The following is a 21,650-nucleotide window of genomic DNA, read 5'->3' as shown; positions in this document are numbered from 1 at the left end:
CGAAGATCGCACACCGGAGCTGGCGGGGACTTCTGCCCGAGGAGTACGGTCAGCAGAGCTAACAGGCCCGCCACAGCCGAGACCCAGAAGCCATGGCTTGGCCCGTAGGCGTCGACGATCCAGCCGGAGGCGAAGGAGCCCAGGGCCATGCCGATACCTATGCCGGTCATCACCCATGTAATGCCTTCCGTGAGCATGGCGGCGGGGACTCGCTGCTCGATCAGGCCAAAGGCCGTGATGAAGGTGGGAGAGATGGCGATGCCGCTGAAAAAGACGGCCAGTGCCAGCATGGGCACCGTATTCGCGAACAGCAGCGGCCAGGCTGTTATGGCCAGGACAGTGAGTGCGATGGCGAGTTGGCGCTGCAGGTCCATTTTCAGGTTCAGCGCACCGACGACTAGACCGACGACGAACGAACCCACCGCATACACGCCGATCACGAAACTGGCGGCGCCAGGCTGACCGAGATCTTCGGTGATGGCGACCGCGCTCACTTCGGCGGTTGCGAAGGTTGCGCCAACGAAGATCAAGGCAAGGGTGACGATCTGAACCGGCCGCTGCCAAATTGCGGATCCGCCTGACATCCCGATGCTGATCTGCACTCTGGGTTCGGTCGAGCGCTGCGCGACGAAAGCCGCGGCGCCGAGCGTCAGAAGTAGTGTACTGGCCACCAGACCTGCCTCTGGGAAGAGAACAACGCTGAGGCCCACCGACAGCGAGGCGCCGGCGATGTAGACCAGCTCGTCGGAGGCGGACTCAAAGGCGAAGGCGGTATTCAGCTCCGGCCGATCACGGAAGATGTCGCTCCAGCGGGCTCGCACCATCGCCGGAAAGCTGGGCATCAGCGCGGCCAAGAGGGCGAATGCGAATAGGGTCCAAACCGGCCAACTCCGGTTGACGGCCAGCACCAGCAGGGCGAATGCCGCGATCGCAATCGCCGTGGTCGGCAGCAGGACGCGTGTCTGCCCGAGGCGATCGACCGTGCGCGAGATCTGTGGGGAGATCAGGGCATTGGCCAGCGCATAGACCGCCGAGACGGTACCGGCGAGCCAGTACGCGCGATGGGTCTGGGAGAGCATGGCGACGATGCCAATCGGCGCCATGGCAATTGGCATGCGCGCGAGAAAGCCTGCCGCGGCGAATCCTTTGGCGCCTGGAGCCCGGAATATTTCTGAATAGGGGTTAGACATATCCATGCATCCTCGAAATTGGAGGAGACGCCATTCATACGGCCTACATACGCGGCGTATGTAAAGTCAGATACTGACATACGAACCGTATGTCAATTGACATTCGTATAGTATGTGAATAGATGGATGGATGGCTCACCGAACACGGAGCGACATGATCAGCGAGACCCGCGCCAAACTCTTGGCTGCGGGCCGCAAGGCTTTTGCTACGGTGGGGTATGCGGATGCATCGATGGACGATTTCACCGCCGAGGCGGGGCTGACGCGTGGAGCGCTCTATCACCACTTCCGGGATAAGCAGGGCCTGTTCCAGGCCATTGTCCTACAGATCGACGCTGAGATGGCCGAACGACTAAAGCAGCGCGCTGCTGAGGCGCCCAGTCGCTGGGAAGGCTTCGTCGAAGAGGGCATTGGCTACATCGAGATGGCTCTTGAGCCTGAGATCCAGCGCATCATCCTACGTGATGGTCCGGCGGTGTTGGGAGATCCTTCATCGTGGCCCACTGCCGATGGCTGCATTGCAGCGATGACGGCAAGTTTGGAAACACTGCAGGCGGAAGGCGTGGTCCGCAATGTGGACCCGGAGGCAACGGCGCGTATGATTACGGGAGCATCATGCTACGCTGCGCAGTGGATCGCCAATTCCGAAGACCCGCTCACGACATCGCGCCGTGCCACTGCCGCATATCGCCGGCTTCTCCAGGGATTGCTGCGGGTCGATGCCGAGGCGTTGTGACAGCACCTAATGACCGGCACCCAATGCTGCAGCATTCGTGCAGTTTCCTTGGGGTATCGCGCCTAGGCAGTTGGCGCCGGTCGCCGGTAAGGCATTAACCTCGAAAGCCTCGCGGCCTTCTCAAGGATTCAAGACAGTAATCTATTAACGATCCATTATATGCATTTCGATGGTGTTCTTCCGCATATTAATCTGTTTGGTGGCGGAACGTTGTTGGGATCGGGTGCGTTACGCCATTGAGGAGTACACTTGGCGCTTTGACGGCCTGCGACGCCGAGCTTCTCACCGCAGGAGGACGTGATGCACTCCCTTCATCCGCAAGCCCGCACCACCCCCGCTGTCCGCCAGGAGATCGCCCGCTCGAGAGAGCCCACCGGCGTGCTGGCCCAGCGCTTCAGCGTGAGCACCGAGACCATCCGCAAGTGGCGCAAGCGCGGCGCACAGGACTGCCAGGACCATAGCAGCCGGCCGCACAAGCTGCCCTGGAAGGCCACCGAGGAAGAGCGCGCCATCGTCTGTGCCCTGCGCCAGGCCACCGGCTTCCCGCTCGATGACCTCACGTTTGTGGTCAGCCATTTCCTGCCGCATCTCAACCGCGATGCCGTCTACCGCATCCTCAAGGCCGAGGGTCTGGGACGATTGCCCCCGGCGCAGCAGCGCCAGCGCAAGAGCGGCACGTTCAAGGACTATGATCTCGGCTTCGTGCACATCGACATCAAGCACCTGCCCAAGCTGCAGACCGCCGACGGGGAGCGCCGCAAACGCTATTTGTATGTGGCCATCGACCGCTGCTCGCGCTGGGTGCACCTGGCCGTCAAGGACGATGAGCTGGCCACCAGCGCGGTCGCCTTCCTGAAAGAGGCGGTGCGCGCCTTCCCCTTCAAGGTCACGCACGTCCTGACGGATCGAGGATCCTGCTTCACGGCGGATGCTTTCGAGGACGCCTGCCGCCAGCTGAAGCTGGAGCACCGCAAGACCAAGCCCTACACGCCGCAGACCAATGGTCTCGTGGAGCGCTTCAACGGGCGGGTGCAGCGCGAGGTGCTGGGCATCACCATCTACAGCCATCGGGACCTCGAGACGCTGCTCAAGGGCTTCAATCAGGCCTATAACAGAAGACGTCAGCGCGTGCTGAAGGGGCGATCCCCGGATGAGGTGGTGCGCAGCCGCCTGGCTGCCGAGCCGAAGCTCGCCAACCGCCGCTACAAGCCACCCGATGCAGACGCGTTGCCGCCAGCCCTCCAGGTCATCGCTCATGCCAAGGAGGTCTCGCATCCAGACAATTATCAGCCACACGAGGGTGAGCTGCCGGGATGAAAGCGAGAAGAACTCGTCATCTTGGTGTCCTCATCTCCACCGGCAGCCTCACCTTCGGTGGGGCCCTTAATCTGGTCCTCAGCACCGGAACCTGTCCAAAAGTGCAGTTTCTTTTAGGCTGCAGCTTTGCAATACTCAGGACTTAGGAACACTTGTCCCTTGAGACAGGCATTCCGGCCAGAATGACTGGGGGAAAACCCCTGGCATAAGGGGGAAAACATGAAGAACGCGGCCATTGCACCTGAGATCGCAGATCCTTATGCGACGCTCGGAAAGATTCTCAAAGTAATCGGTCGATCATGGCTGAGCGAGGAATGGCGGCTTGAAGATATTCGCCTCCTGGCTCAGGAGGCGATTGCAACGCGCCGAAAAAAGGCGAGTGGGAAAAGCGCCAGAGTTGCCGCCCCGCCTCTTCAGCCGCAGATCCATTTCAAACCAGATCTCCCCCGAGCTTCCGCCAAGCGAAACGAGCGTCTTCCTTCATAGAAACACCTAAGGCCCCTTCGAAGAAGGTCCCCTGCGCAGGCCGACACTCAGGAACAGCGTACAAAAAACGCTGCGATGCGGCATGTTGTCGGAAGAGGCAATATTCAAGCAGGTCCGCTTTTAGTCCTGCCAAAAATCCCTTATCACCTCCCGAAGCGATAAAGTTCGCGCGAGATCAACAAAATAAAGCAATCTCGCTGGGGGCCGTCAGATGATATATCGTAATTTATTGTAACGCTTCGCACGAAAGCGCGATCAGGCGGCAAGCTTAAGCTTTTTGGAAGAGACGTTCTTTACTCTTCAAAAGCAAGGCTGCTTGTCATTGGCGGGCAGCAGCTCGCACGAACCTTATCCATTTCTGCTCTGTTCGATTGAAGAACCATGCCTGCTGTCGAGACATACAATTTAACGGGAAACGCCTACATCGATGCTGTTCTCGGCAGCACCAAATGGGTGCCGAGCAACCTGACATACAGCTTTCCCGCGACACCTACCTCATACGGCTCTTCCTATGGAGACGGTGAGGCGGCGAAAGGATTTGGCGCGTTCAACGGCGCGCAGCAATCCATTACGCGCTCGGCATTGAATCTCTACTCAGCTGTCAGCAATCTGACCTTCCAGGAGTGGGGCGGGGCAAGCGGGCCATCGGCCGACCTGCGTTTTGCGCAATCGAACCTGCCCAGCACGGCGTGGGCTTATTTCCCTACAACGGATGCAACCGGCGGCGACGTCTGGGTCAACAATTCCAGCCAGACCTATGCAAGCCCGGCGATGGGCAACTACGCCTATCTCACCCTCATTCACGAGATCGGGCACGCCCTTGGGCTCGAGCATGCCCACGAGGGCAATATGCCTCTGGATCGCGACAGCATGGAATATACCGTGATGAGCTACCGCTCCTATGCGGGCGCTTCGACCAGCACGGGCTATACCAACGAGACCTGGGGCTATGCCCAGTCACTCATGATGTACGACATCGCCGCTATCCAGCACATCTACGGCGCGAATTACGCGACCAACGACGGCAACACCACCTATACCTGGAGCTCGACAACGGGCGAGATGTTCGTGAACGGTGTCGGCCAAGGCGCCCCCGGCGGCAACCAGATCCTACTGACCGTCTGGGATGGGGGCGGTTCCGATACCTATAGCTTCACCAACTACACGACCGAGCTATCGATCGATCTCCAGCCTGGAGCTTGGACGACCACGTCCCAGGAGCAACGCGCCAAGCTGCATTGGGATGGCTCCAAACTCGCAGCTGGCAACATCGCCAATGCCCTTCTCTATCAGGGCAATACGCTCTCTCTCATCGAGAACGCCTCTGGCGGCTCCGCGAGTGATGTCATCAAGGGCAACGTAGCCAGCAACACGCTTCGCGGCAATGGCGGCGACGACAAGCTCTATGGCCTGAGCGATAACGACGTACTGATCGGCGGAAGCGGCAAAGATGTGCTCAACGGCGGGACAGGCACTGATATCGCAAGTTACATCACGGCGAAGACGGCCGTAACGGCCGATCTCCAATCCTCGTCGAGTAACCGAGGCGAAGCGTTGGGCGACACCTACTCGAGCATCGAGAGCCTTGTCGGCGGCGCCTATGGCGACACGCTTCGCGGCAACGGCGCATCCAACACGATCAAGGGCGAAGGCGGCAAGGACACGCTCTACGGGCGCAACGGAAACGATCTGCTTGAGGGCGGTTCAGGCGGAGACAAGCTCTTTGGTCAGAGCGGGAAGGACATACTTCTTGGCGGAAGCGGAGCAGATGCTTTTGTTTTCCAGGCCTTAAGCGATTCCCGCAGATCCGCTGTCGATACGATCAAGGATTTCTATCGCGGATCCGATCGTATCGATCTGCGCAGCATCGATGCGAATACGAACGTCGCAAGCGATCAGGCATTCACTTTTATCGGCAAGACCGCGTTCCATGGCAAGGCCGGTGAGTTGCGCTTTGCCGATGGCATCGTGTCGGGTGACGTGAACGGCGATAGGGCTGCCGACTTCAAGATCCATGTCGCAGGCCTCTTCACGTTGTCGAAAGGCGACTTTTATTTGTGATCAGGTTTTTGTGATCGGCTCTCCCAGGGAACCAGGGTTGCCTCATGACAAGCGATGATGCGAGGAGGGATCGCTTCATCCGCTGAACAGATTCGCCCCCGGGAGCCGTGAATGAGAACATCCGTCGCCGCCTGTCTTGCCGTGTTCGCCGGATTGGTACTTCCGACCTTTGCTCTCGCGGCCGATAGCGAAAAGTCGCTGCCCGACACAGACCTCGTTGCCCCCTTCCATTCGAACGAGCGCACTTATTTCCGTGAGCATCGGCTGCGTGCCTATGAGCGGACACGGGCAGGAACCCGTCATGGTGCCACCTGCGTGACACCGAAAGGCGTGTGCTGGATTGCAGAACCTCTCTCCAGCGGAAACGGCTGCTCCTGCGAAAGCCGGCGCCTCGGCACAATCCACGGCACGATTGGCGGCTGACTAAGAATAATGGGTTAACCATCTGGACAGACAGCAAGCTTAGGCATAATCCACGTCGCAAGACCTTCCGGCTTTAAAGGAAGCGCGATGGAACAAACGGAAAAACGCCACCCTGCCAACGATGCGCTGGCCTATCTCATGAATCTGATCGCTCTCGCGTTCAGCTTCAGTTGCCTCTGGGTCGTGGCATCTGCCGCCAAGATGTAATTGAGTATCGCTCCCGCCGCTCAGCGGGAGCGCAATTCCCTGGCCGCGTCGGCGGCCTGATAGCTCCAATAGGTGAGCTGAACTGCGGCACGGCCGAAGATGCCGCCATTCCATGCCAGATCGAACGGCGCAAACAGGCGATAGCGGTCGCTTTCTGCCATTATTCCTTCCGCAACTACCGTCCCGCCAACCGCCGTCGTATTCATGCCATGGCCGCCGAAGGCCGTGCAGTACCAGACACCCTGTTTCCATTGACCGATCTGCGGCATCAGGTGCCGGGCATAAGACATGAGGCCCGACCAGGCGACCTCAACCTTCAAGCCGGACAGCTGCGGATAGGTCGACACCATCTCGCGCCGGAGACGGGCTGCGATGTCGTGCGGATCGGTCGTGCGCGTGGTGATGCGTCCACCCCATAGGATCCTATTTCCACCGTCGACCAGTCGGTAATAATCCCCTGCCCTGCGATCATCGAGAATGGCCGCCTGCGTGCGAATGGCGCCTTGCACCAGTTCCGGCGCCTGCTCGCTCAACAGAACGTATGTGGCAATGGGCAGGAACGCGCGCTTGAGCGCAGGCAAGACACCGCCGGTATAGCCGCCCGTTGCGAACACCACATGCTCGGCCGAAATTTCGGCATTCCCCGCTCGAAGGACCTTGCGTGCGCTGTCGAGATCTGCAGCCGTCACCGACGAATGCTCATGAATCGAAGCGCCCAGTCGCGCCGCCTCGCGAGCCAGCGCACGTCCGTAATTCAGCGGATGGAAGTGGAAGGCGCCTTCGTCCAGAACCGCCTCGTGATATTTGGGAGAAATGAAGAGCTCTCTCACCTCATCACGGGGCAGATAACGGAGCTGCAATCCGAACTCGCTCCGCTGGCGTTCGCTTGCAGCCTGCAGGGCTCCGCGCGAGTTGTAACGCAGTACCTTCGCAATGCCGGGTACCCGATGGGCATTCTGAATTCCGAGTTCGTCGATATTACTGCGGACGATCTCCACGCCCTCCATGGAGAGGCGGAACAGCTCCCGTGCCTGATCAGGTCCCGCGCGGCGTTCGATGGCGGCAAGCCCCGTGGCATAACCTGCGGAAACAAAGCCGCCGTTGCGGCCGGAGGCGCCCCAGGCCACCCGCTGGGCTTCGAGCAGTACGACCTTACGTCCGCTGCGTGCAAGCTTCAAAGCCGCTGTCAGACCGGCCAATCCACCACCGACGATGCAGACATCCGCCTGGATGCGCCCGGCCGCCCGCGGATACGTTTCCGACGTGGCGGCGGTGCGGCTGTAATAGGTGTCGATATAGGTGGGCTGCATTTTGAGGGTTAAAGCGAGAGCTCGGAAGCCTTGAGATAGATCTGCACCAGCTTCTCGCAGCCCTCGCGGTCCTCCTCGTCGAACCGGTTCGTGCTAGGGCTGTCAAGATCGAGCACGCCCAGCACCTTGCCGCCCTTGAGGAGCGGCACGACGAGTTCGGACCGGGAGGCGCTGTCGCAGGCGATGTGACCTGGAAAGGCGTTGACGTCCGGCACCACGATGGATTCCTTGCGCTCTACCGCTGTGCCGCACACGCCGCGACCGACCGCGATGCGCACGCAGGCCGTCTTGCCCTGGAAGGGACCGAGAACGAGCTCCGGCCCGCGCATGAAGTAGAACCCGGCCCAGTTCAGATCCGGCAGGAACTGGTAGATCAGGGCCGACATGTTGGCCGCATTCGCGATCGCATCCGGCTCGCCCTCCAGAAGTCCGGAGAGCTGCTGGGCGAGAGAGCCATAGAAGTCCCGCTTATTGTCGGAACTCAGGATGTCTTTGACTTCAAACATGGGATTTTCCTTAAAGCATCGGACCCAAAAGTGGAACCCACTTTGGCCCGATGCTCATCTTCTTGGCTGGCGCATCGCGCGGACAGGAAGTCCGCGCGATGCGCCAGAAATTTCAAAATAGCTTGTCCAGACGCCCTATTCTGCAGCCATGTCGGACCGCGGTCCCTTGGTGAGATCCAGCCCCTGGTGATCGCAGAGGCGGCGGTAAAGACCTCCCTTGCGATAGAGCGTCAGGTGATCACCTTCCTCCAACATCCGCCCTCTGTCGAACACAAGGATGCGGTCGAGGGCGCGCACCGTGGAAAGGCGGTGCGCGATCACGACGGAGGTGCGCCCTACCATGAGCCGCTCCATCGCCTGCTGGATCAGCGCCTCCGATTCCGAATCGAGCGCGGAGGTCGCCTCGTCCAGGATCAGGATGGGCGCATCGGCCAGGAAGGCGCGCGCGATTGCGACCCTCTGGCGCTCGCCACCCGAGAGCTTCACGCCACGCTCACCCACAAGAGTCGAATAGCCCTTGGGCAGGCTCATGATGAAGTCGTGCGCATTGGCGAGCCGCGCCGCACGCTCGATCTCCGCCACAGACGCAGTCGGACGGGCATAGGCGATGTTCTCGGCCAGCGTACGGTGGAACAGAATGGGCTCCTGCTGCACGATGGCGATCTGCGAACGCAAGGACGCCTGCTCGGCTTGAGCGATGTTCTGCCCGTCGATCAGGATCTGCCCACCCGTCACGTCGTAGAGACGCTGGATCAGCTTGACGAGGGTCGTCTTGCCTGATCCCGAGGGGCCCACGAGGCCGACGCGCTCGCCTGCCCGGACCGTCAGGGACAGATCCCGGTAGAGCGGCGTGTCATGTCCGTCATAGTGGAACGTGACACGGTCGAACGAGACCTCGCCGCGCGAAATGCGGATCGGCTTCGCGCCGGGACGATCCGGCACGCCGATGCGCTCCCGGTGGATCTCGACGAGTTCCTCCATGTCGTTCACCGAACGGCGCAGGTTGTTGATGTGCATGCCGACGTCGCGCAGGTAGCCGTGGATTACGAAGTACGTCGTGAGCACATAGGCAAGATCGCCTGGCGTCGCGCGGTTCTGCCACCACAGCCAGATGGCCGTGCCGATGATGGCGGCACGGATGCCGAGCAGTGCGATGAACTGCACCGTTCCGCTGTTGGTGCCGCGCTGCCAGAGGCGGCGGGTGCGGTTCTGCCACTTACGCAGCACCCAGGTGAGGCGCTGGTCCTCACGTACCTCGGCTCCGAAAGCCTTTACGACGGGATTGCAGCTCAAAGCATCGGCCAGGGTGCCGCCGACGCGCGTATCCCAAGCATTGGCCAACCGCGCCGCGGGCGCGACATAGCGGGTCGCCAGGAAGCCCGTCATGACGATGTAGGCGAGCGCGCTCGCTCCGATGACGAAGCCCATCACCGGCCAGCGCAGACCCAGCACGATCATCGAGCCGGCGAGCACTGTGAGCGAAGGCAGCAACGCGAGCAGGAGCGTGTCGTGCATCAGGTCCAGCGCCCACATGCCCCGGGTGATCTTGCGCACGGTAGAGCCGGCAAAGGAGTTCGCATGCCAGTCGGTCGAAAAGCGCTGGACACGGGCAAACGCATCCTGCGCCACGCGCCCCATCACCCGCAGCGTCAGCTCCACGATGCCATAAAAGGCCAGATGGCGCATGACGATTGTGAGCAGGCCGAGGCCTGTCATGAAGGCGAAGGCAACGAGCGCTGCGTGAAGGGCGGCCTCACGGTCGTTGGCGCCCATGCCGATGGCATCGACGAGGCGTCCCGCGAAGACGGGCATGAAGACATCGGCCAGCGTCGAGACCATCATGGTAAGGACGATCAGCACCACGTAACGCGGTTCTTCGCGCCAGTGCCGAAACGTGAATTTCAAGACATCGCGGGTGGCGTCCCCGCTCTTCGTTTTCTGGCTCATGGAAACGAACAGGTGGCGCTCGGAGCGCACACCTCTCCCCGGAATTTGAGGAGCGACAGGGGAATCGCCGGCTTACAGCGTCCGATGTCACTCGAAGATCATAGATTGTGAAAGCTTGATAAGGTTTGCCGGGCCTTGGAGCCCCGCCTGGTCCGACCTAAAGTTCGGACGCGGGAGGAACGTTCAGCAAGCGGATAGAAGCCATGCAGTCCTCCCTCTCTAGAAATTAAACCTAGGCCCAAGGTAGTGCAGTTCGTTCAACTTGGCAACCGCACTTTTGTTTCACCCCGACCTGAGGCTTTAACGCATCGTGCGGAACCGGAAGTCCGCGCTCGACGATGCGACAGTTAGGAAAGTGAGCATCGGCTGGGCCCAAAAGTGCCCTCCACTTTGGGTCCGAGGCTCTAGACGACCGCAAGCGGTCGGGGCGGTCCGGGCGGCAACTCCACCCGAATAACGTCACCCGATCTCACCTCGCCGCCTTGGAGGACGATCGCCATGATTCCGGATTTGCGGACGAGGTTTCCTTGCTCATCCTTGCCGAGAACGGCCTTCATGAGACCTTTCTGAAAACGATCGATCTGGACACAAGGGTTGCGCAGTCCCGTCACCTCGATCACAGCGCTCGCGCCGATGAGCAGGCGCGCGCCCGCCGGCAGGCCGAGCAGATCGATGCCGCGCGTCGTGACATTTTCGCCCATGGCGCCGGCGGAAACGTTGAAGCCCACTTCACGAAGTTCGTCGTGCAGTTCGGCATGGATCAGGTGAACCTGACGCAAATTCGGCTGGCTCGGATCCTTGGCCACCCGCGAGCGGTGCTTGACGGTCGTGCCAAGGTGAGCATCGCCCTCGACGCCAAGACCGGCCAGGAGGCGGATAACGCCCCGATTGGATTTGCTGAAGCTGTGGCCGGGGCTACTGCTCACCGCCGTAACGATTGCCTGCATGACCGCCCCCCCTTGCCTCCCTGCGCAGGATTCATCTTGTAGCGTCAGAGAACCGTCAGATCCACCGTCTCGAAGCCTCTTTCGGAGAGGCGCTGCGCCAGCACGCGGCGGTGGCAATCGGCGGGATCACGCTCGAAGCAGAGAAGGCAGATCGGTTGGGCCTGCGCCAGTGCCTCCAGCTCGCGAAAAGCCTCCTGAGCCGGTTCGGTCGCCAGAACCTCGTTGCAATAGATCCGGCGCATCAACTCGCCGTCACCAGCACGAGCCGCCTGACGCCCCTCCTTCGGTGTTCCGAGTTTGATGAAATGCTGGTAGCCGATGCCCTGATTCGTCAGGGCATCCCGCAGGGCCGATTTGGAGAAACCGCGCTTGCGTGAGAGCGCGACGGCACGCACATCCGCGAGGGCGCCGACTCCCGCATCCTTCAAGGTGGTGAGGAAGCGGTCCACATCCGCTCCCTCGTATCCAATGGTAAAAACCTGCGGCTTTGTCATGCCGCGAAGTTACATGGACGGCTGAGGATGTCGAGATGGCTCCGGCTGCGTATAGGGCCGCAGCGCCTCCGGCGTGCGGAAATCGCTCGGCACCTCGAAATCCCGGGCCGCACCATGACTCTGCTCGATCCCACGGGGATAGCCGGTGCGATCGGAATAATCCTGCATCGGCGGCAACGGATGCGGGCTTTCGCGGCTCAGGGTTTGGGCGCAATAGACGTCCAGCGCCGTCACGCCGGCCACAGCCGCCATCGCGATGCCGACGTTGCCCTTCTTCGGGTTGTTGCCCTCAAGAGCCGTTGCCAGCGTTGCAAGGTCGAGCCCATCGCCGGCGACGCGCCCCCAGATCCAAGGTGTCGGATCTTTCGACGCCAGAATGCCAATGCCGGTTGCGATTTCGCGAACACCATAGCCAGCGATCAGCCCTTCCTGCCCTTTCATGCCGAGCGCTCGTGCCAGTGCGCGAGGCGCTGCGACTTCGGCGATGCCTAGTGCGATGGAAAACAGGCCGAGCCCGCGGGCCAGGGTGTCGGTCGCCGTGTCGGCGTGACCACGGCGGCGCGTTCTTTCAGTTTCGTAGCGCATGATCTCACCTATCAGGGTTTGAGTACGACCTTGATGCAGCCGTCCTGCTTGTCACGGAAGACCTTGTACATGTCCGGTCCCTCATCGAGGGAAACCGTATGTGTGATGACGAAGGACGGATCGATCTGACCTTCTTCGATGCGGCGCAGGAGATCGTCGGTCCAGCGGTTCACGTGCGTCTGGCCCGTGCGGATGGTGAGCCCCTTGTTCATGATCGCCCCGAACGGGATCTTGTCGAGCAAGCCGCCATAAACGCCGGGGACCGAGAGCGTCCCGGCCGGACGGCAGACATAGGCCATCTCACGCAGCACATGCGGACGATCCGTCTCCATCATGGTGGCCTGCTTCACCCGGTCGTACATGGAATCGATCGTCGCGGTCGCATGTGCCTCCATGCCGACAGCGTCGATGCACTTCTCGGGACCCTTGCCTTTTGTGAGCTCGTTGAGCCGCTCGATCACGCTCTCCTCGTCAAAATTGATCGCGATGGCCCCGCCCGCCTCTGCCATGGCGAGGCGCTCGGGAACCCGGTCGATCACCACGACCTGCTTGGCGCCAAGGAGTATGGCGCTGCGGATCGCCATCTGGCCCACGGGACCTGCACCCCAGATCGCAACCGTGTCCGTGGGCTGGATGTCGCACTGGACGGCCGCTTGCCATCCTGTCGGAAAAATGTCGCTGAGGAAGAGAAGTTTCTCGTCCGGAACGCCGTCCGGCACCTTGATGTGGGTGGCGTCGGCGAAGGGCACGCGCAGATACTCGGCCTGCCCGCCCGGATAGCCGCCGGTCAGATGCGTGTAGCCGAACAGACCCGCCGTCGTGTGCCCAAAGGCCTTGGCGGCTATATGGCCGTTGCGGTTCGTCCGCTCGCACACCGAGAAATTGCCGCGCTTGCACTGATCGCACTCGCCGCAGATGATGGTGAAGGGGATCACCACCCGGTCGCCGACCTTGAGCTTGCCTCTGGACTCGGCACCGACCTCGACGACCTCGCCCATGGTCTCATGGCCCATGATGTCACCGGATTTCATCCCCGGCATGAAATGGTCGTAGAGGTGAAGATCGGAGCCGCAGATGGCGCAGCTCGTCACCTTGATGATCGCGTCGCGTGGATGCTCGATCTGTGGATCGGGAACCGAATCGCAACGAATATCGGTGGTGCCATGCCAAACAAGCGCCTTCATCGAAATCTCCTCACATGCCAGGAAATGGTCAAGCTCCGCCGCTTGACCGCTTTTGTCACAGGAAAGACTTCTTGAGGCGCTTTGCGTTCCCTGAATCGCCCTAAAATCTACGTCCTACCTCGTTGGGACGAGGCCGTCAGACGTGTTCGGGAAGGCTGCGGATGAGTTCGGCCAAAGCGGGCTCCAGGACCTGATGAGCTGCCTCTTCAACCTCAAACCACTGGGCCTGACGCTGCCCTTTCTCGCGCCAGGACTTGAGTTGCTTGGAGACCTCGAGCGGGTAGACATTGACGCGGCACAGATCGAAATGCGCGGCCCGACGCTTCCAGTAATCGTAAGAGCCGAGTGGCTTGTTCTTGATCTCGCCCTTGACGCCAGCCTCCTCCTCGGCCTCCTGCGCGGCCGCCTTGTGAGGCTTCTTGCCTTTCATGGGCCAGCCCTTGGGAATCAGCCAGCGCTTGGTCTCGCGCGACGTGACGAGGAGCACCTCGATCTTGCCGTCCTTGATCCGGAAGGGGAGTGCCGCAACCTGGCTGAGTTCTTCTTTTGCTGTCTGGGGCATTCGACGAGAGTAGGACTCCTAACGAGATAGTTTGTAACGTAAGTGATTTGAGCCGGCTAAGAAAGGGTCAATTTGAGAGGAATTGGGAACACCGTCGGCCTCAGCCTCATACGATTCTCCATCCTCTCAAAGATCCATGACCGCCTCATAACAGTGGAAACCCCGCATTTGATCCAGAAGGATGTTCCAACCCGATGACGACAGACAGCCTGGACATGAGATTTGCAGCCGCCTGCGCCATCGCCAGGGAGGCGGGCGTGCTGGCGCGCAAGCGCTTTCTGGAACGGCCGCGATCGCAGCGGCCGGATTTCAAGGGCCCGCAGGATTTCCTGACAGCCACCGATGCGGAGGTAGAAGAGCTGATCCGCAGCCGTCTGAGCGAGCTGTTTCCCGGCGATTCCTTCTTCGGCGAGGAAGGTGGCGGCTCCTTCGAGCGCGACGTCTGGGTGGTGGATCCTATCGACGGCACGGCGAATTTCGCCCGCGGCATCCCGCACTTTGCCATCTCTATCGCCTTCGTACGCGAGGGACGGGTCGAGATCGGGGTGATCTATGATGTGATGCATGCCGAGCTCTACACGGCTCAACGCGGCCGGGGCGCCATCCTCAATGGCGAGACCATCCGTGTGAGCGGCCTCGCCAACATGAATCAGGCCACCGTAGAAGCAGGCTGGTCCTCGCGCCTGCCGCCCGAGCCCTATGTCGCCGTCGTCGACAAGCTGAAGACGGCAGGCGCCAACGTGCGCCGGGCGGGATCGGGCACGCTGGGTCTGGCTTACGTTGCGGATGGTCGCATCGACGCCTATTGCGAGCTCCACATCAATTCCTGGGATGCCCTGGCCGGCCTTCTGATCATCGAAGAGGCTGGCGGCTGGACCAACGACTTCCTGGCCAAGGACGGCCTCAGGAATGGCAATCCCGTTCTGGCCTGCACGCCGGAACTGGCCGATGCGCTCACCCAAGCGACCGGGATCGCGAAGGCGCCATGAGACGGCATCTTATTCTAAAGATTCAGATTTGAAGCACCGGCTGGGCTCTTGACCCGCCATCGCAATGGGGGGAGCTTAGCCGACCAACCAATAATAGAAACGGCTCTTTGGGAGGATCGAATGAACGTGAAGAAGAATCTCGCTGCGGCAACCATGCTGGCAGGCACCATGACGGCCCTATCCTTCATGTCCGCAGGAGCGGCCCAGGCGCAAGGCGCGCTGGTGATGTATTGCGGCGTGCAGGAGGAATGGTGCCGCGCCATGACGACTGCCTTTGAGCGTGAGACGGGCATCAAGGTCTCCATGACCCGCAAGAGCGCAGGCGAGGTCTACGCCCAGGTCAAGGCGGAGGCTGCCAATCCTCGTGCCGACATCTGGTGGGGTGGCACGGGCGACCCGCACATGCAGGCGGCAGAAGAGGGCATCACCGAAGAGTACAAGTCGCCGAAAATGGGCGAATTGCAGGACTGGGCCGTGCGCCAGTGGGAGCAATCCAAGAGCCGCACCGTCGGCATCTATTCCGGGGCGCTCGGCTTCGGCTACAACACGGAGCTCGCGCAATCGAACAAGATCGGCGAGCCGAAATGCTGGGCGGATCTGCTGAAGCCCGAACTGAAGGACGAGGTCCAGGTCGCGGATCCGAACTCCTCCGGCACTGCCTACACGCTTCTCGCCACCATCGTGCAGATCATGGGCGAGGACAAAGGCTTCGAATATCTCAAGGCCCTGCACAAGAACGTCAATCAATACACCAAGTCGGGCGCTGCCCCGGCCAAGGCCATGGCGCTCGGAGAGACGACCGCCGGCATCGCCTTCATGCACGACATCGTGACGATGGTCGTCGACAAGGCGCCCGTGAAGGTCGTCGCCCCTTGCGAGGGAACGGGCTACGAAATCGGCTCCATGTCGGTCATCAAGGGTGCCAAGAACCTGGACAACGCCAAGAAGTTCTACGACTGGGCGCTCACCGCCGACGCGCAGAAGCTCGGCGCAGAAGCCAAGTCGTACCAAGTGCCCTCGAACAAGAGCACACCGATTCCGCCGCAGGCTCCGAAGCTCAGCGACATCAAGCTGATCAATTTCGATTTTGCGAAATACGGCTCCTCGGCCGAGCGCAAGCGCCTCCTGTCCAAGTGGGACAACGAGGTGAAGAACCTGCCGAAATAGGCGGACTTAAAATATGCTTCGGCGCAGCGGTCGTCCGCTGCGCCGAAGCACATCGATACTATGATCATAATAAGGACCGAGCCCGCATCGGTCTTGAGGCGAGGACAGAAGATGTCACGGGCAACCCTTGGCTGGATCGTTCTGGGCTGGGTCGGCTTTGCCCTCCTGCCTTGGTACGGCTTCGACCGCACTGCCATCCCGACCCTCGCCGATTATTTCGTCAGCGGATCGGCCCTGATTCATGGCCTCAAGGGCACGTGGTGGCTCCTGCCGATCCTGGCGCCCTTGTGCTTGTCCCTGGTCCCTGTGATCCGTCCCTCGGCTCAGCCCAACGGCAGCTGGCTCATCGCATCGGGACTTCTCGGTCTCGCCCTCATCGTTCTGCAAGGGTTTTCCATCGGCCTCAATGGCTGGACCATGGATGCTCTAAAGGGCCTCTTCGGTGAGCCGGGTCCAAGTCAGGCCGGAATGGGCTATGGCGCTGCTCTGACGGCAGCCGCTTTCCTCATCATCCTGTGCCACGGCCTTGCGGCGCGCGGCTGGTGCCGGGGCGATGCCTTCGTCACTTCCTCGATCGGCGTCGTCATCGCCCTGATCTTCGTCTTCGTGTTCTTCCCGGTCTCGACCATTCTCGCGAGCGCCTTCGCCGACAACAACGGCAACTTCGCCCCTTACGAATTCTTCGTGAAGTTCCTGGACCGGTCGATCTGGGGCGTGGATTGCCTGTCGAGCGGTCTGCGCTGCGGCGTGGCGTGGAACACGCTCTTTCTCGGGCTGCTCGTGGGCGTCGGTACGACGGCTCTCGGCCTCGCCTTCGCTCTCATCGCGACCCGGACGGAGTTCCGGTTCAAGAAGCTCCTGCGCGTCATGAGCGTTCTGCCCATCATCACGCCGCCTTTCGTGATCGGCCTGGCCCTGATCCTACTCTTCGGTCGCTCAGGGGCTCTCTCCGCGGTGCTGTGGGAGTGGTTCGGCGTGCCGCGCTCGCGCTGGATCTACGGACTTCCCGGCGTTCTCATCGCACAGCTTCTCGCCTTCACGCCGATTGCGTTCCTCGTCCTCATCGGCGTGGTGCAGGGCATCAGCCCAACGCTCGAAGAAGCCTCGCAGACCCTGCGTGCGAAGAGCTGGACGACCTTCTGGACCGTGACCCTGCCGCTCATGCGACCGGGTCTCGCCAACGCCTTCCTCCTCGGCTTCGTGGAAAGCCTGGCCGATTTCGGCAATCCGCTGGTGCTCGGCGGAAACTACGAGGTGCTCTCCACCAAGATCTTCTTCGCGGTCGTCGGCGCGCAGCAGGATCAGGGCCGCGCGGCCGTGCTGTCCATCATCCTGCTGGCGTTCACGCTCGGGGCCTTCTGGCTCCAGCACGCCTGGCTCGGCAAGAAGGTCTACACAACGGTCACCGGTAAGGGCGACGCCGGCATTCCGCTGCCGCTGCCGCGGCGGGTGGCGCTGGCCTCCTATCTCACGGCATTGCCCTGGGCGATCTTCACCGTCGCCATTTATGCGATCATCGTGGTCGGCGCCTTCGTGCGCTCCATGGGCCGCGACTATACGCCAACCTTCGAGCATTTCCTGACGGCCTTCCGGGTGGAGCGCTCCAGTTCGGGTCTCTACTTCTCGGGCTCGGCCTGGGATTCCTTCTTCGCCACCGTGAAAGTGGCCGCCCTCTCCGCCCCGCTCACGGCTGCCATTGGCCTGCTCACCGCCTACCTCCTCACCCGTCAGCGCTTCTCCGGCCAGCGCGCCTTCGAGTTCGGCACGCTCCTGAGCTTCGCCATTCCCGGCACGGTCGTCGGCGTATCCTACATCCTCGCCTTCAACGTGCCGCCGATCGAAATCACCGGAACGGGCTTCATTCTCGTGATGTGCTTCGTGTTCCGCAACATGCCGGTGGGCGTGCGCTCCGGCATCGCCACCTTGAGCCAAATCGACAAGAGCCTCGATGAAGCCTCGTTGACACTGGGAGCAGGTTCGTCGACCACCATGCGCCGCATCGTACTGCCGTTGCTGCGGCCAGCCATCGTCGCCTCCCTGGTGTATTCCTTCGTGCGTGCCATGACCGCCGTGAGCGCCGTGATTTTCCTCGTCACCGCCGAGTACAACATGGCGACGACCTACATCGTCGGCCGTGTCGAAGCAGGCGAGTTCGGGCTTGCAATTGCCTATTCCACCGTGCTCATCCTCGTCATGCTGCTCGCCATTGTGGCGATCCAGCTGGCCGTCGGCGAGCGGCGCCTCGGGCGTCGCAGCGCGAGCGCCGCTCCTTCCCCCGTTGCCGTGCAGGCGGTCCCATGAACAAGATGTCGTCCATTCATTCCCTCTCCCGCCCTGCGGCTTCCAAGAAGCAGGCGGCCTCGGTGCAGTTCCGCAATGTGACGAAGCGCTATGGCAGCGTCACCGCCGTGGACGATATTTCCTTCACCATCGAGCCCGGCCAGCTCGTGACCCTGCTCGGTCCTTCCGGCTGCGGCAAGACCACGACTTTGCGCATGATCGCCGGCCTCGAGATGGCGAGCGAAGGCCAAATCCTGATCGGTGGGCGTGACGTGACGAACCTCTCCGCCGCCGACCGGGACGTGAGCATGGTGTTCCAGTCCTACGCACTCTTTCCGCACATGTCGGTGCTGGAGAACGTGGCCTATGGACCTTCAGTGCAGGGCGCCTCGAAGAAGGACGCCCACGATATGGCCATGGAAAAGCTATCGCTGATCGGCCTTAAGGGCCTGGAGAAGCGCGCACCCTCCGAGCTTTCCGGGGGACAGCAGCAGCGCGTGGCGGTGGCCCGCGCGCTCGTGCTGGAACCGCAGGTTCTGCTTTTCGACGAGCCTTTGTCGAATCTCGACGCGAAACTCCGCCGACGTGTGCGCGAGGATATCCGCGAATTGCAGCAGAGCCTGAATCTCACCGTGGCCTACGTGACCCACGATCAGGAGGAGGCGCTCGCCGTCTCCGATCACATCATCGTCATGTCGAATGCCCGCATCGCCCAGACCGGCGCGCCGCGTGAGCTTTATGAGGAGCCGGCCAACCTGTTCGTCGCCGACTTCATCGGTGACGCCAACATCATCAACGGCGATCTGGTGAGCATTGCGGGACCGACGGCACAGGTGAACGTCGGCAGTTTAAGCCTCCAACTTCCTCACAGAAACGCGAGCCAAGGACCTGTCAAACTCGCCGTCCGGCCCGACGCAATCCTTCTCGACGAGTCAGCCTCCGTCATCGGCGCGCTGACCGGGACGGTGCGAAAGGCCTCTTATCTCGGCACGCAGGTGGAGTACGAGGTGGAAAGCGCCATCGGGAATCTGTTCGTCGTCCAATACGGACGCAAGGAGCCGGTTGCTCCAGGAACACCCGTGTCGATCTCGTTCACGACCCAGCGCGGCGTTGCCATCATACCGGACGCCTAGATCACCGGACTCAGAAATGGATCCGATTGGCCAAAATCGGGACAACCGGGAAGCCAGGTGTTTCCACGCAGATGGAAGCAGCTCCAGTGCCTTCAGATCGCCCCTTCGTCCGGAATGTTGAGGACCGTGCCGCAAGCCTTACAGTGAACCGCATCGCGGTCATGGCGTTGCAGAGCGCAGACGGGGCAGGGAAAGCGCACCTTGTCGGGCCTCAGCAACACCTGCACGAGACGCAGGAAGAGCGTGACGCCGAAGATCATGATCATGACCGATATCAGATGCCCCAGCGTCCCTGTCAGCGTGATATCACCGAAACCGGTGGTGGTGAGCGCTGCAATCGTGAAATACAACGCATCGATGTAATTGCCGATCTTCGTGTTCGTCCAGCGCTGCGTCTCGTAGACGAAGCCGGTCATGATGAAGATGAAGACGCCGAGGTTGACCGCAGCGATGATCAGGTCTTCGTTGCGCCGGAAGAACACGCTGTCGGCCCGCAGGCGGGCGAGCAGCTGATAAGTGCGCAGCAGGCGAAGTGTGCGCAGAAACCTCAGGAAACCAATGCCCTCTCCGACGACCGGGGCGAGAAAGGACACGATGGCCGCAATATCCGCCAGAGTCGTTGGATAGGCCAGATCCCGCCATGGCGTTCGGCTGATCGCAAGGCGGACCGAGAAATCCGCCAGAACGATCAAGCCGATGATCACGTCCATCCACTCGAAAGCCGGTGAGCGCGGCAGGAAGGACGTGACGACGATGAAAAGGATCGTCGTCACGTCGAAGACCAGAAGTGCGTAGCGAAACTGATGCGCTTCCGGCGTATCGCCCTCGTAAAGAAGCCTGAGCCTGTCGATCACCCGCATCGGGATATCTCGTCGGATAGGCGGGAATGAATGCGAACCATCAGGGGGATCACGCTTTATACGGTTTATCAGGTCCCCGATTATCTATAGAGCAGGGTTGCAATTCCAACGGGGTGCCTTCCGGGGCGAAGCGGTCTATTCCCTCGCCCTGAGACCCGACATTGTTGAGAGACGGCCCGATGCTCAAAGCTCTGATCTTCGATATGGATGGAACATTGGTGCACAGCGACCCTGTCCACCTGGAGGCCTTTGCCGAGGTTCTGAAAGCCGAGGGCGTCGACATCAACGAGGAGATCTACCGCTCCAAGATCATCGGGCGCACCAACGAGGCGATCTTTGCTTCTCTCCTGCCCCATCTGCCGGTCGAGGAGCACGAGGCCTATGCCGATGAGAAGGAAGCCACCTTCCGGCGCATGGCTATGGAGCTGAAACCGTTGGAGGGCCTGCTCGAGCTGCTCGACTGGGCCGAAGCGCACGGCATCAAGGTCGCCCTCGTCACCAATGCGCCGCGCCTCAACGCGGATCACATGCTGGACGTGCTGGGGCTGGCCGAGCGCTTTCCCGTCCAGGTCACCATCGAAGAGGTCGAGCCCGGCAAGCCCGATCCCCTGCCCTATCTGACGGCGCTGGAGCGGCTCGGCATCAAGGCCGAAGAGGCCGTCGCCTTCGAGGATTCGCCGTCAGGCATGAGGGCCGCCAAGGCCGCCGGCCTGTTCTCCTTCGGCGTTCTGACCGGGCTGACCCGAGACGAGATGAGGGAGATCGGGGCCGATGGGGCCATCGTGACCTTCCACGACCGGGCCCTCTGGGAAATCCTAGAGCACAGGGCTGCCTCCTGAAATCTCTCAAGCGGCGTCGGACTGCCGAAGGCCGGTCCCGGAGCCGGTATCGCCCTCATCGAAGCGTCGGCGTGCTTCCAGAATCTCGTCCCGATTCTGGATCGCCCACTCGCCCAAGCCCCGCACAGTCTTGAGCAGGGAGCAACCCAGCCCTGTGAGCTGGTAATCAACCCGGGGCGGAATGGTCGGGTAAACGGTGCGCGTAACGAGCCCGTCTCGCTCCAATCCGCGCAGCGTCAGGGTCAGCATGCGTTGCGAGATCCCGGTCACGCTACGGTGTAACTCGTTGAATCTCTTAGCCCGGTTAATTCACGGCGCCCCATCTGAGATTGGCTGTACGAGCCTTGCTGGCAAAGTTGACCGGATTTCAGGCATGTCCTCACCACCTCCAGGCGTTCTGCTTGGCGGATGAGAGCGGCGCGTTTGC

General features: G+C 61.4%; 19 protein-coding genes and 2 pseudogenes. 10 read left to right on the top strand and 11 right to left on the bottom strand.

Annotated elements, in window-relative coordinates:
- Positions 1-26: 26 nt before the first annotated feature.
- Positions 27-1,190 (bottom strand): annotated as a pseudogene (locus FS320_RS15735) (MFS transporter); the annotation flags it as partial.
- A gap of 130 nt (positions 1,191-1,320) precedes the next feature.
- Between FS320_RS15735 and FS320_RS15730 the strand changes: the two are divergent.
- From FS320_RS15730 to FS320_RS15710, 5 genes are all read left to right on the top strand, one after another.
- Entirely contained in the window at positions 1,321-1,926 is a 606-nt protein-coding gene (locus FS320_RS15730) for a TetR/AcrR family transcriptional regulator (protein ID WP_152712797.1), read from the top strand.
- A 300-nt stretch (positions 1,927-2,226) separates the two neighbouring features.
- Positions 2,227-3,243: an IS481 family transposase gene (locus FS320_RS15725; protein ID WP_152712796.1), complete on the top strand. Its 1,017-nt coding sequence runs from the start codon at positions 2,227-2,229 to the stop codon at positions 3,241-3,243.
- A 219-nt stretch (positions 3,244-3,462) separates the two neighbouring features.
- Positions 3,463-3,729 (top strand): hypothetical protein, encoded by a 267-nt coding sequence (locus tag FS320_RS15720; protein ID WP_152712795.1) that lies wholly within the window; start codon positions 3,463-3,465, stop codon positions 3,727-3,729.
- 381 nt (positions 3,730-4,110) lie between these two features.
- Positions 4,111-5,790: a M10 family metallopeptidase gene (locus tag FS320_RS15715; protein ID WP_152712794.1), complete on the top strand. Its 1,680-nt coding sequence runs from the start codon at positions 4,111-4,113 to the stop codon at positions 5,788-5,790.
- A gap of 111 nt (positions 5,791-5,901) precedes the next feature.
- Positions 5,902-6,213 (top strand): hypothetical protein, encoded by a 312-nt coding sequence (locus FS320_RS15710; RefSeq protein WP_152712793.1) that lies wholly within the window; start codon positions 5,902-5,904, stop codon positions 6,211-6,213.
- 227 nt (positions 6,214-6,440) lie between these two features.
- Here FS320_RS15710 and FS320_RS15705 read toward each other — a convergent pair whose 3' ends face one another.
- The 8 genes from FS320_RS15705 to FS320_RS15670 form a co-directional block, all read right to left on the bottom strand.
- Positions 6,441-7,730, bottom strand: a complete 1,290-nt coding sequence (locus FS320_RS15705; protein WP_152712792.1) for an NAD(P)/FAD-dependent oxidoreductase — start codon at positions 7,728-7,730, stop codon at positions 6,441-6,443.
- Between the two features lie 8 nt (positions 7,731-7,738).
- Positions 7,739-8,236: a GAF domain-containing protein gene (locus tag FS320_RS15700; protein WP_152712791.1), complete on the bottom strand. Its 498-nt coding sequence runs from the start codon at positions 8,234-8,236 to the stop codon at positions 7,739-7,741.
- A 135-nt stretch (positions 8,237-8,371) separates the two neighbouring features.
- The gene (locus FS320_RS15695) at positions 8,372-10,183 is read right to left on the bottom strand and encodes an ABC transporter ATP-binding protein (RefSeq protein ID WP_152712790.1); all 1,812 of its coding nucleotides are present in this window, start codon (positions 10,181-10,183) and stop codon (positions 8,372-8,374) included.
- A gap of 404 nt (positions 10,184-10,587) precedes the next feature.
- On the bottom strand, positions 10,588-11,130 hold the full coding sequence (locus FS320_RS15690; protein ID WP_152712789.1) for an MOSC domain-containing protein: 543 nt from the start codon (positions 11,128-11,130) through the stop codon (positions 10,588-10,590).
- A gap of 44 nt (positions 11,131-11,174) precedes the next feature.
- On the bottom strand, positions 11,175-11,624 hold the full coding sequence (locus FS320_RS15685; RefSeq protein WP_152712788.1) for a DUF488 domain-containing protein: 450 nt from the start codon (positions 11,622-11,624) through the stop codon (positions 11,175-11,177).
- A 9-nt stretch (positions 11,625-11,633) separates the two neighbouring features.
- Entirely contained in the window at positions 11,634-12,209 is a 576-nt protein-coding gene (locus FS320_RS15680) for a cyclase dehydrase (RefSeq protein ID WP_152712787.1), read from the bottom strand.
- A gap of 11 nt (positions 12,210-12,220) precedes the next feature.
- The gene (locus tag FS320_RS15675) at positions 12,221-13,393 is read right to left on the bottom strand and encodes a zinc-dependent alcohol dehydrogenase (RefSeq protein ID WP_152712786.1); all 1,173 of its coding nucleotides are present in this window, start codon (positions 13,391-13,393) and stop codon (positions 12,221-12,223) included.
- Between the two features lie 136 nt (positions 13,394-13,529).
- On the bottom strand, positions 13,530-13,955 hold the full coding sequence (locus FS320_RS15670; RefSeq protein WP_152712785.1) for an NUDIX hydrolase: 426 nt from the start codon (positions 13,953-13,955) through the stop codon (positions 13,530-13,532).
- A 194-nt stretch (positions 13,956-14,149) separates the two neighbouring features.
- On the opposite strand from FS320_RS15670, the gene FS320_RS15665 reads away from it, so the two are divergent.
- From FS320_RS15665 to FS320_RS15650, 4 genes are all read left to right on the top strand, one after another.
- On the top strand, positions 14,150-14,944 hold the full coding sequence (locus FS320_RS15665; protein ID WP_152712784.1) for an inositol monophosphatase family protein: 795 nt from the start codon (positions 14,150-14,152) through the stop codon (positions 14,942-14,944).
- A 120-nt stretch (positions 14,945-15,064) separates the two neighbouring features.
- Positions 15,065-16,111, top strand: coding sequence for an ABC transporter substrate-binding protein (locus tag FS320_RS15660; protein WP_152712783.1), 1,047 nt, complete (start codon positions 15,065-15,067; stop codon positions 16,109-16,111).
- Between the two features lie 111 nt (positions 16,112-16,222).
- Positions 16,223-18,412: an ABC transporter permease gene (locus FS320_RS15655; protein WP_152712782.1), complete on the top strand. Its 2,190-nt coding sequence runs from the start codon at positions 16,223-16,225 to the stop codon at positions 18,410-18,412.
- A gap of 5 nt (positions 18,413-18,417) precedes the next feature.
- A complete protein-coding gene (locus tag FS320_RS15650; protein WP_152712807.1) occupies positions 18,418-19,524 on the top strand; it encodes an ABC transporter ATP-binding protein in 1,107 nt (368 codons plus the stop codon).
- A 92-nt stretch (positions 19,525-19,616) separates the two neighbouring features.
- Here FS320_RS15650 and FS320_RS15645 read toward each other — a convergent pair whose 3' ends face one another.
- A complete protein-coding gene (locus tag FS320_RS15645; protein ID WP_152712781.1) occupies positions 19,617-20,384 on the bottom strand; it encodes a potassium channel family protein in 768 nt (255 codons plus the stop codon).
- 179 nt (positions 20,385-20,563) lie between these two features.
- Between FS320_RS15645 and FS320_RS15640 the strand changes: the two genes are divergently transcribed.
- Positions 20,564-21,223 carry an HAD family hydrolase gene (locus FS320_RS15640; RefSeq protein ID WP_152712780.1) on the top strand — a complete coding sequence of 220 codons (660 nt, stop codon included), beginning with the start codon at positions 20,564-20,566 and terminating at the stop codon, positions 21,221-21,223.
- 6 nt (positions 21,224-21,229) lie between these two features.
- On the opposite strand, the pseudogene FS320_RS15635 reads toward FS320_RS15640, so the two are convergent.
- Positions 21,230-21,520: pseudogene (locus FS320_RS15635) on the bottom strand (winged helix-turn-helix transcriptional regulator); the annotation flags it as partial.
- Positions 21,521-21,650: the final 130 nt, after the last annotated feature.

This window comes from Microvirga tunisiensis (assembly GCF_009296175.1).
Taxonomy (GTDB): Bacteria; Pseudomonadota; Alphaproteobacteria; order Rhizobiales; family Beijerinckiaceae; genus Microvirga; species Microvirga tunisiensis.
The sequence above is the reverse complement of the archived record's forward strand: the minus strand, read 5'-3'. Positions and strand labels throughout refer to the sequence as shown.

Coding starts and splice junctions, on each gene's coding strand:
- FS320_RS15730 (WP_152712797.1), top strand. CDS start 1,321: ATGGCTCACCGAACACGGAGCGACATGATCAGCGAGACCCGCGCCAAA.
- FS320_RS15725 (WP_152712796.1), top strand. CDS start 2,227: ATGCACTCCCTTCATCCGCAAGCCCGCACCACCCCCGCTGTCCGCCAG.
- FS320_RS15720 (WP_152712795.1), top strand. CDS start 3,463: ATGAAGAACGCGGCCATTGCACCTGAGATCGCAGATCCTTATGCGACG.
- FS320_RS15715 (WP_152712794.1), top strand. CDS start 4,111: ATGCCTGCTGTCGAGACATACAATTTAACGGGAAACGCCTACATCGAT.
- FS320_RS15710 (WP_152712793.1), top strand. CDS start 5,902: ATGAGAACATCCGTCGCCGCCTGTCTTGCCGTGTTCGCCGGATTGGTA.
- FS320_RS15705 (WP_152712792.1), bottom strand. CDS start 7,730: ATGCAGCCCACCTATATCGACACCTATTACAGCCGCACCGCCGCCACG.
- FS320_RS15700 (WP_152712791.1), bottom strand. CDS start 8,236: ATGTTTGAAGTCAAAGACATCCTGAGTTCCGACAATAAGCGGGACTTC.
- FS320_RS15695 (WP_152712790.1), bottom strand. CDS start 10,183: ATGAGCCAGAAAACGAAGAGCGGGGACGCCACCCGCGATGTCTTGAAA.
- FS320_RS15690 (WP_152712789.1), bottom strand. CDS start 11,130: ATGCAGGCAATCGTTACGGCGGTGAGCAGTAGCCCCGGCCACAGCTTC.
- FS320_RS15685 (WP_152712788.1), bottom strand. CDS start 11,624: ATGACAAAGCCGCAGGTTTTTACCATTGGATACGAGGGAGCGGATGTG.
- FS320_RS15680 (WP_152712787.1), bottom strand. CDS start 12,209: ATGCGCTACGAAACTGAAAGAACGCGCCGCCGTGGTCACGCCGACACG.
- FS320_RS15675 (WP_152712786.1), bottom strand. CDS start 13,393: ATGAAGGCGCTTGTTTGGCATGGCACCACCGATATTCGTTGCGATTCG.
- FS320_RS15670 (WP_152712785.1), bottom strand. CDS start 13,955: ATGCCCCAGACAGCAAAAGAAGAACTCAGCCAGGTTGCGGCACTCCCC.
- FS320_RS15665 (WP_152712784.1), top strand. CDS start 14,150: ATGACGACAGACAGCCTGGACATGAGATTTGCAGCCGCCTGCGCCATC.
- FS320_RS15660 (WP_152712783.1), top strand. CDS start 15,065: ATGAACGTGAAGAAGAATCTCGCTGCGGCAACCATGCTGGCAGGCACC.
- FS320_RS15655 (WP_152712782.1), top strand. CDS start 16,223: ATGTCACGGGCAACCCTTGGCTGGATCGTTCTGGGCTGGGTCGGCTTT.
- FS320_RS15650 (WP_152712807.1), top strand. CDS start 18,418: ATGTCGTCCATTCATTCCCTCTCCCGCCCTGCGGCTTCCAAGAAGCAG.
- FS320_RS15645 (WP_152712781.1), bottom strand. CDS start 20,384: ATGCGGGTGATCGACAGGCTCAGGCTTCTTTACGAGGGCGATACGCCG.
- FS320_RS15640 (WP_152712780.1), top strand. CDS start 20,564: ATGCTCAAAGCTCTGATCTTCGATATGGATGGAACATTGGTGCACAGC.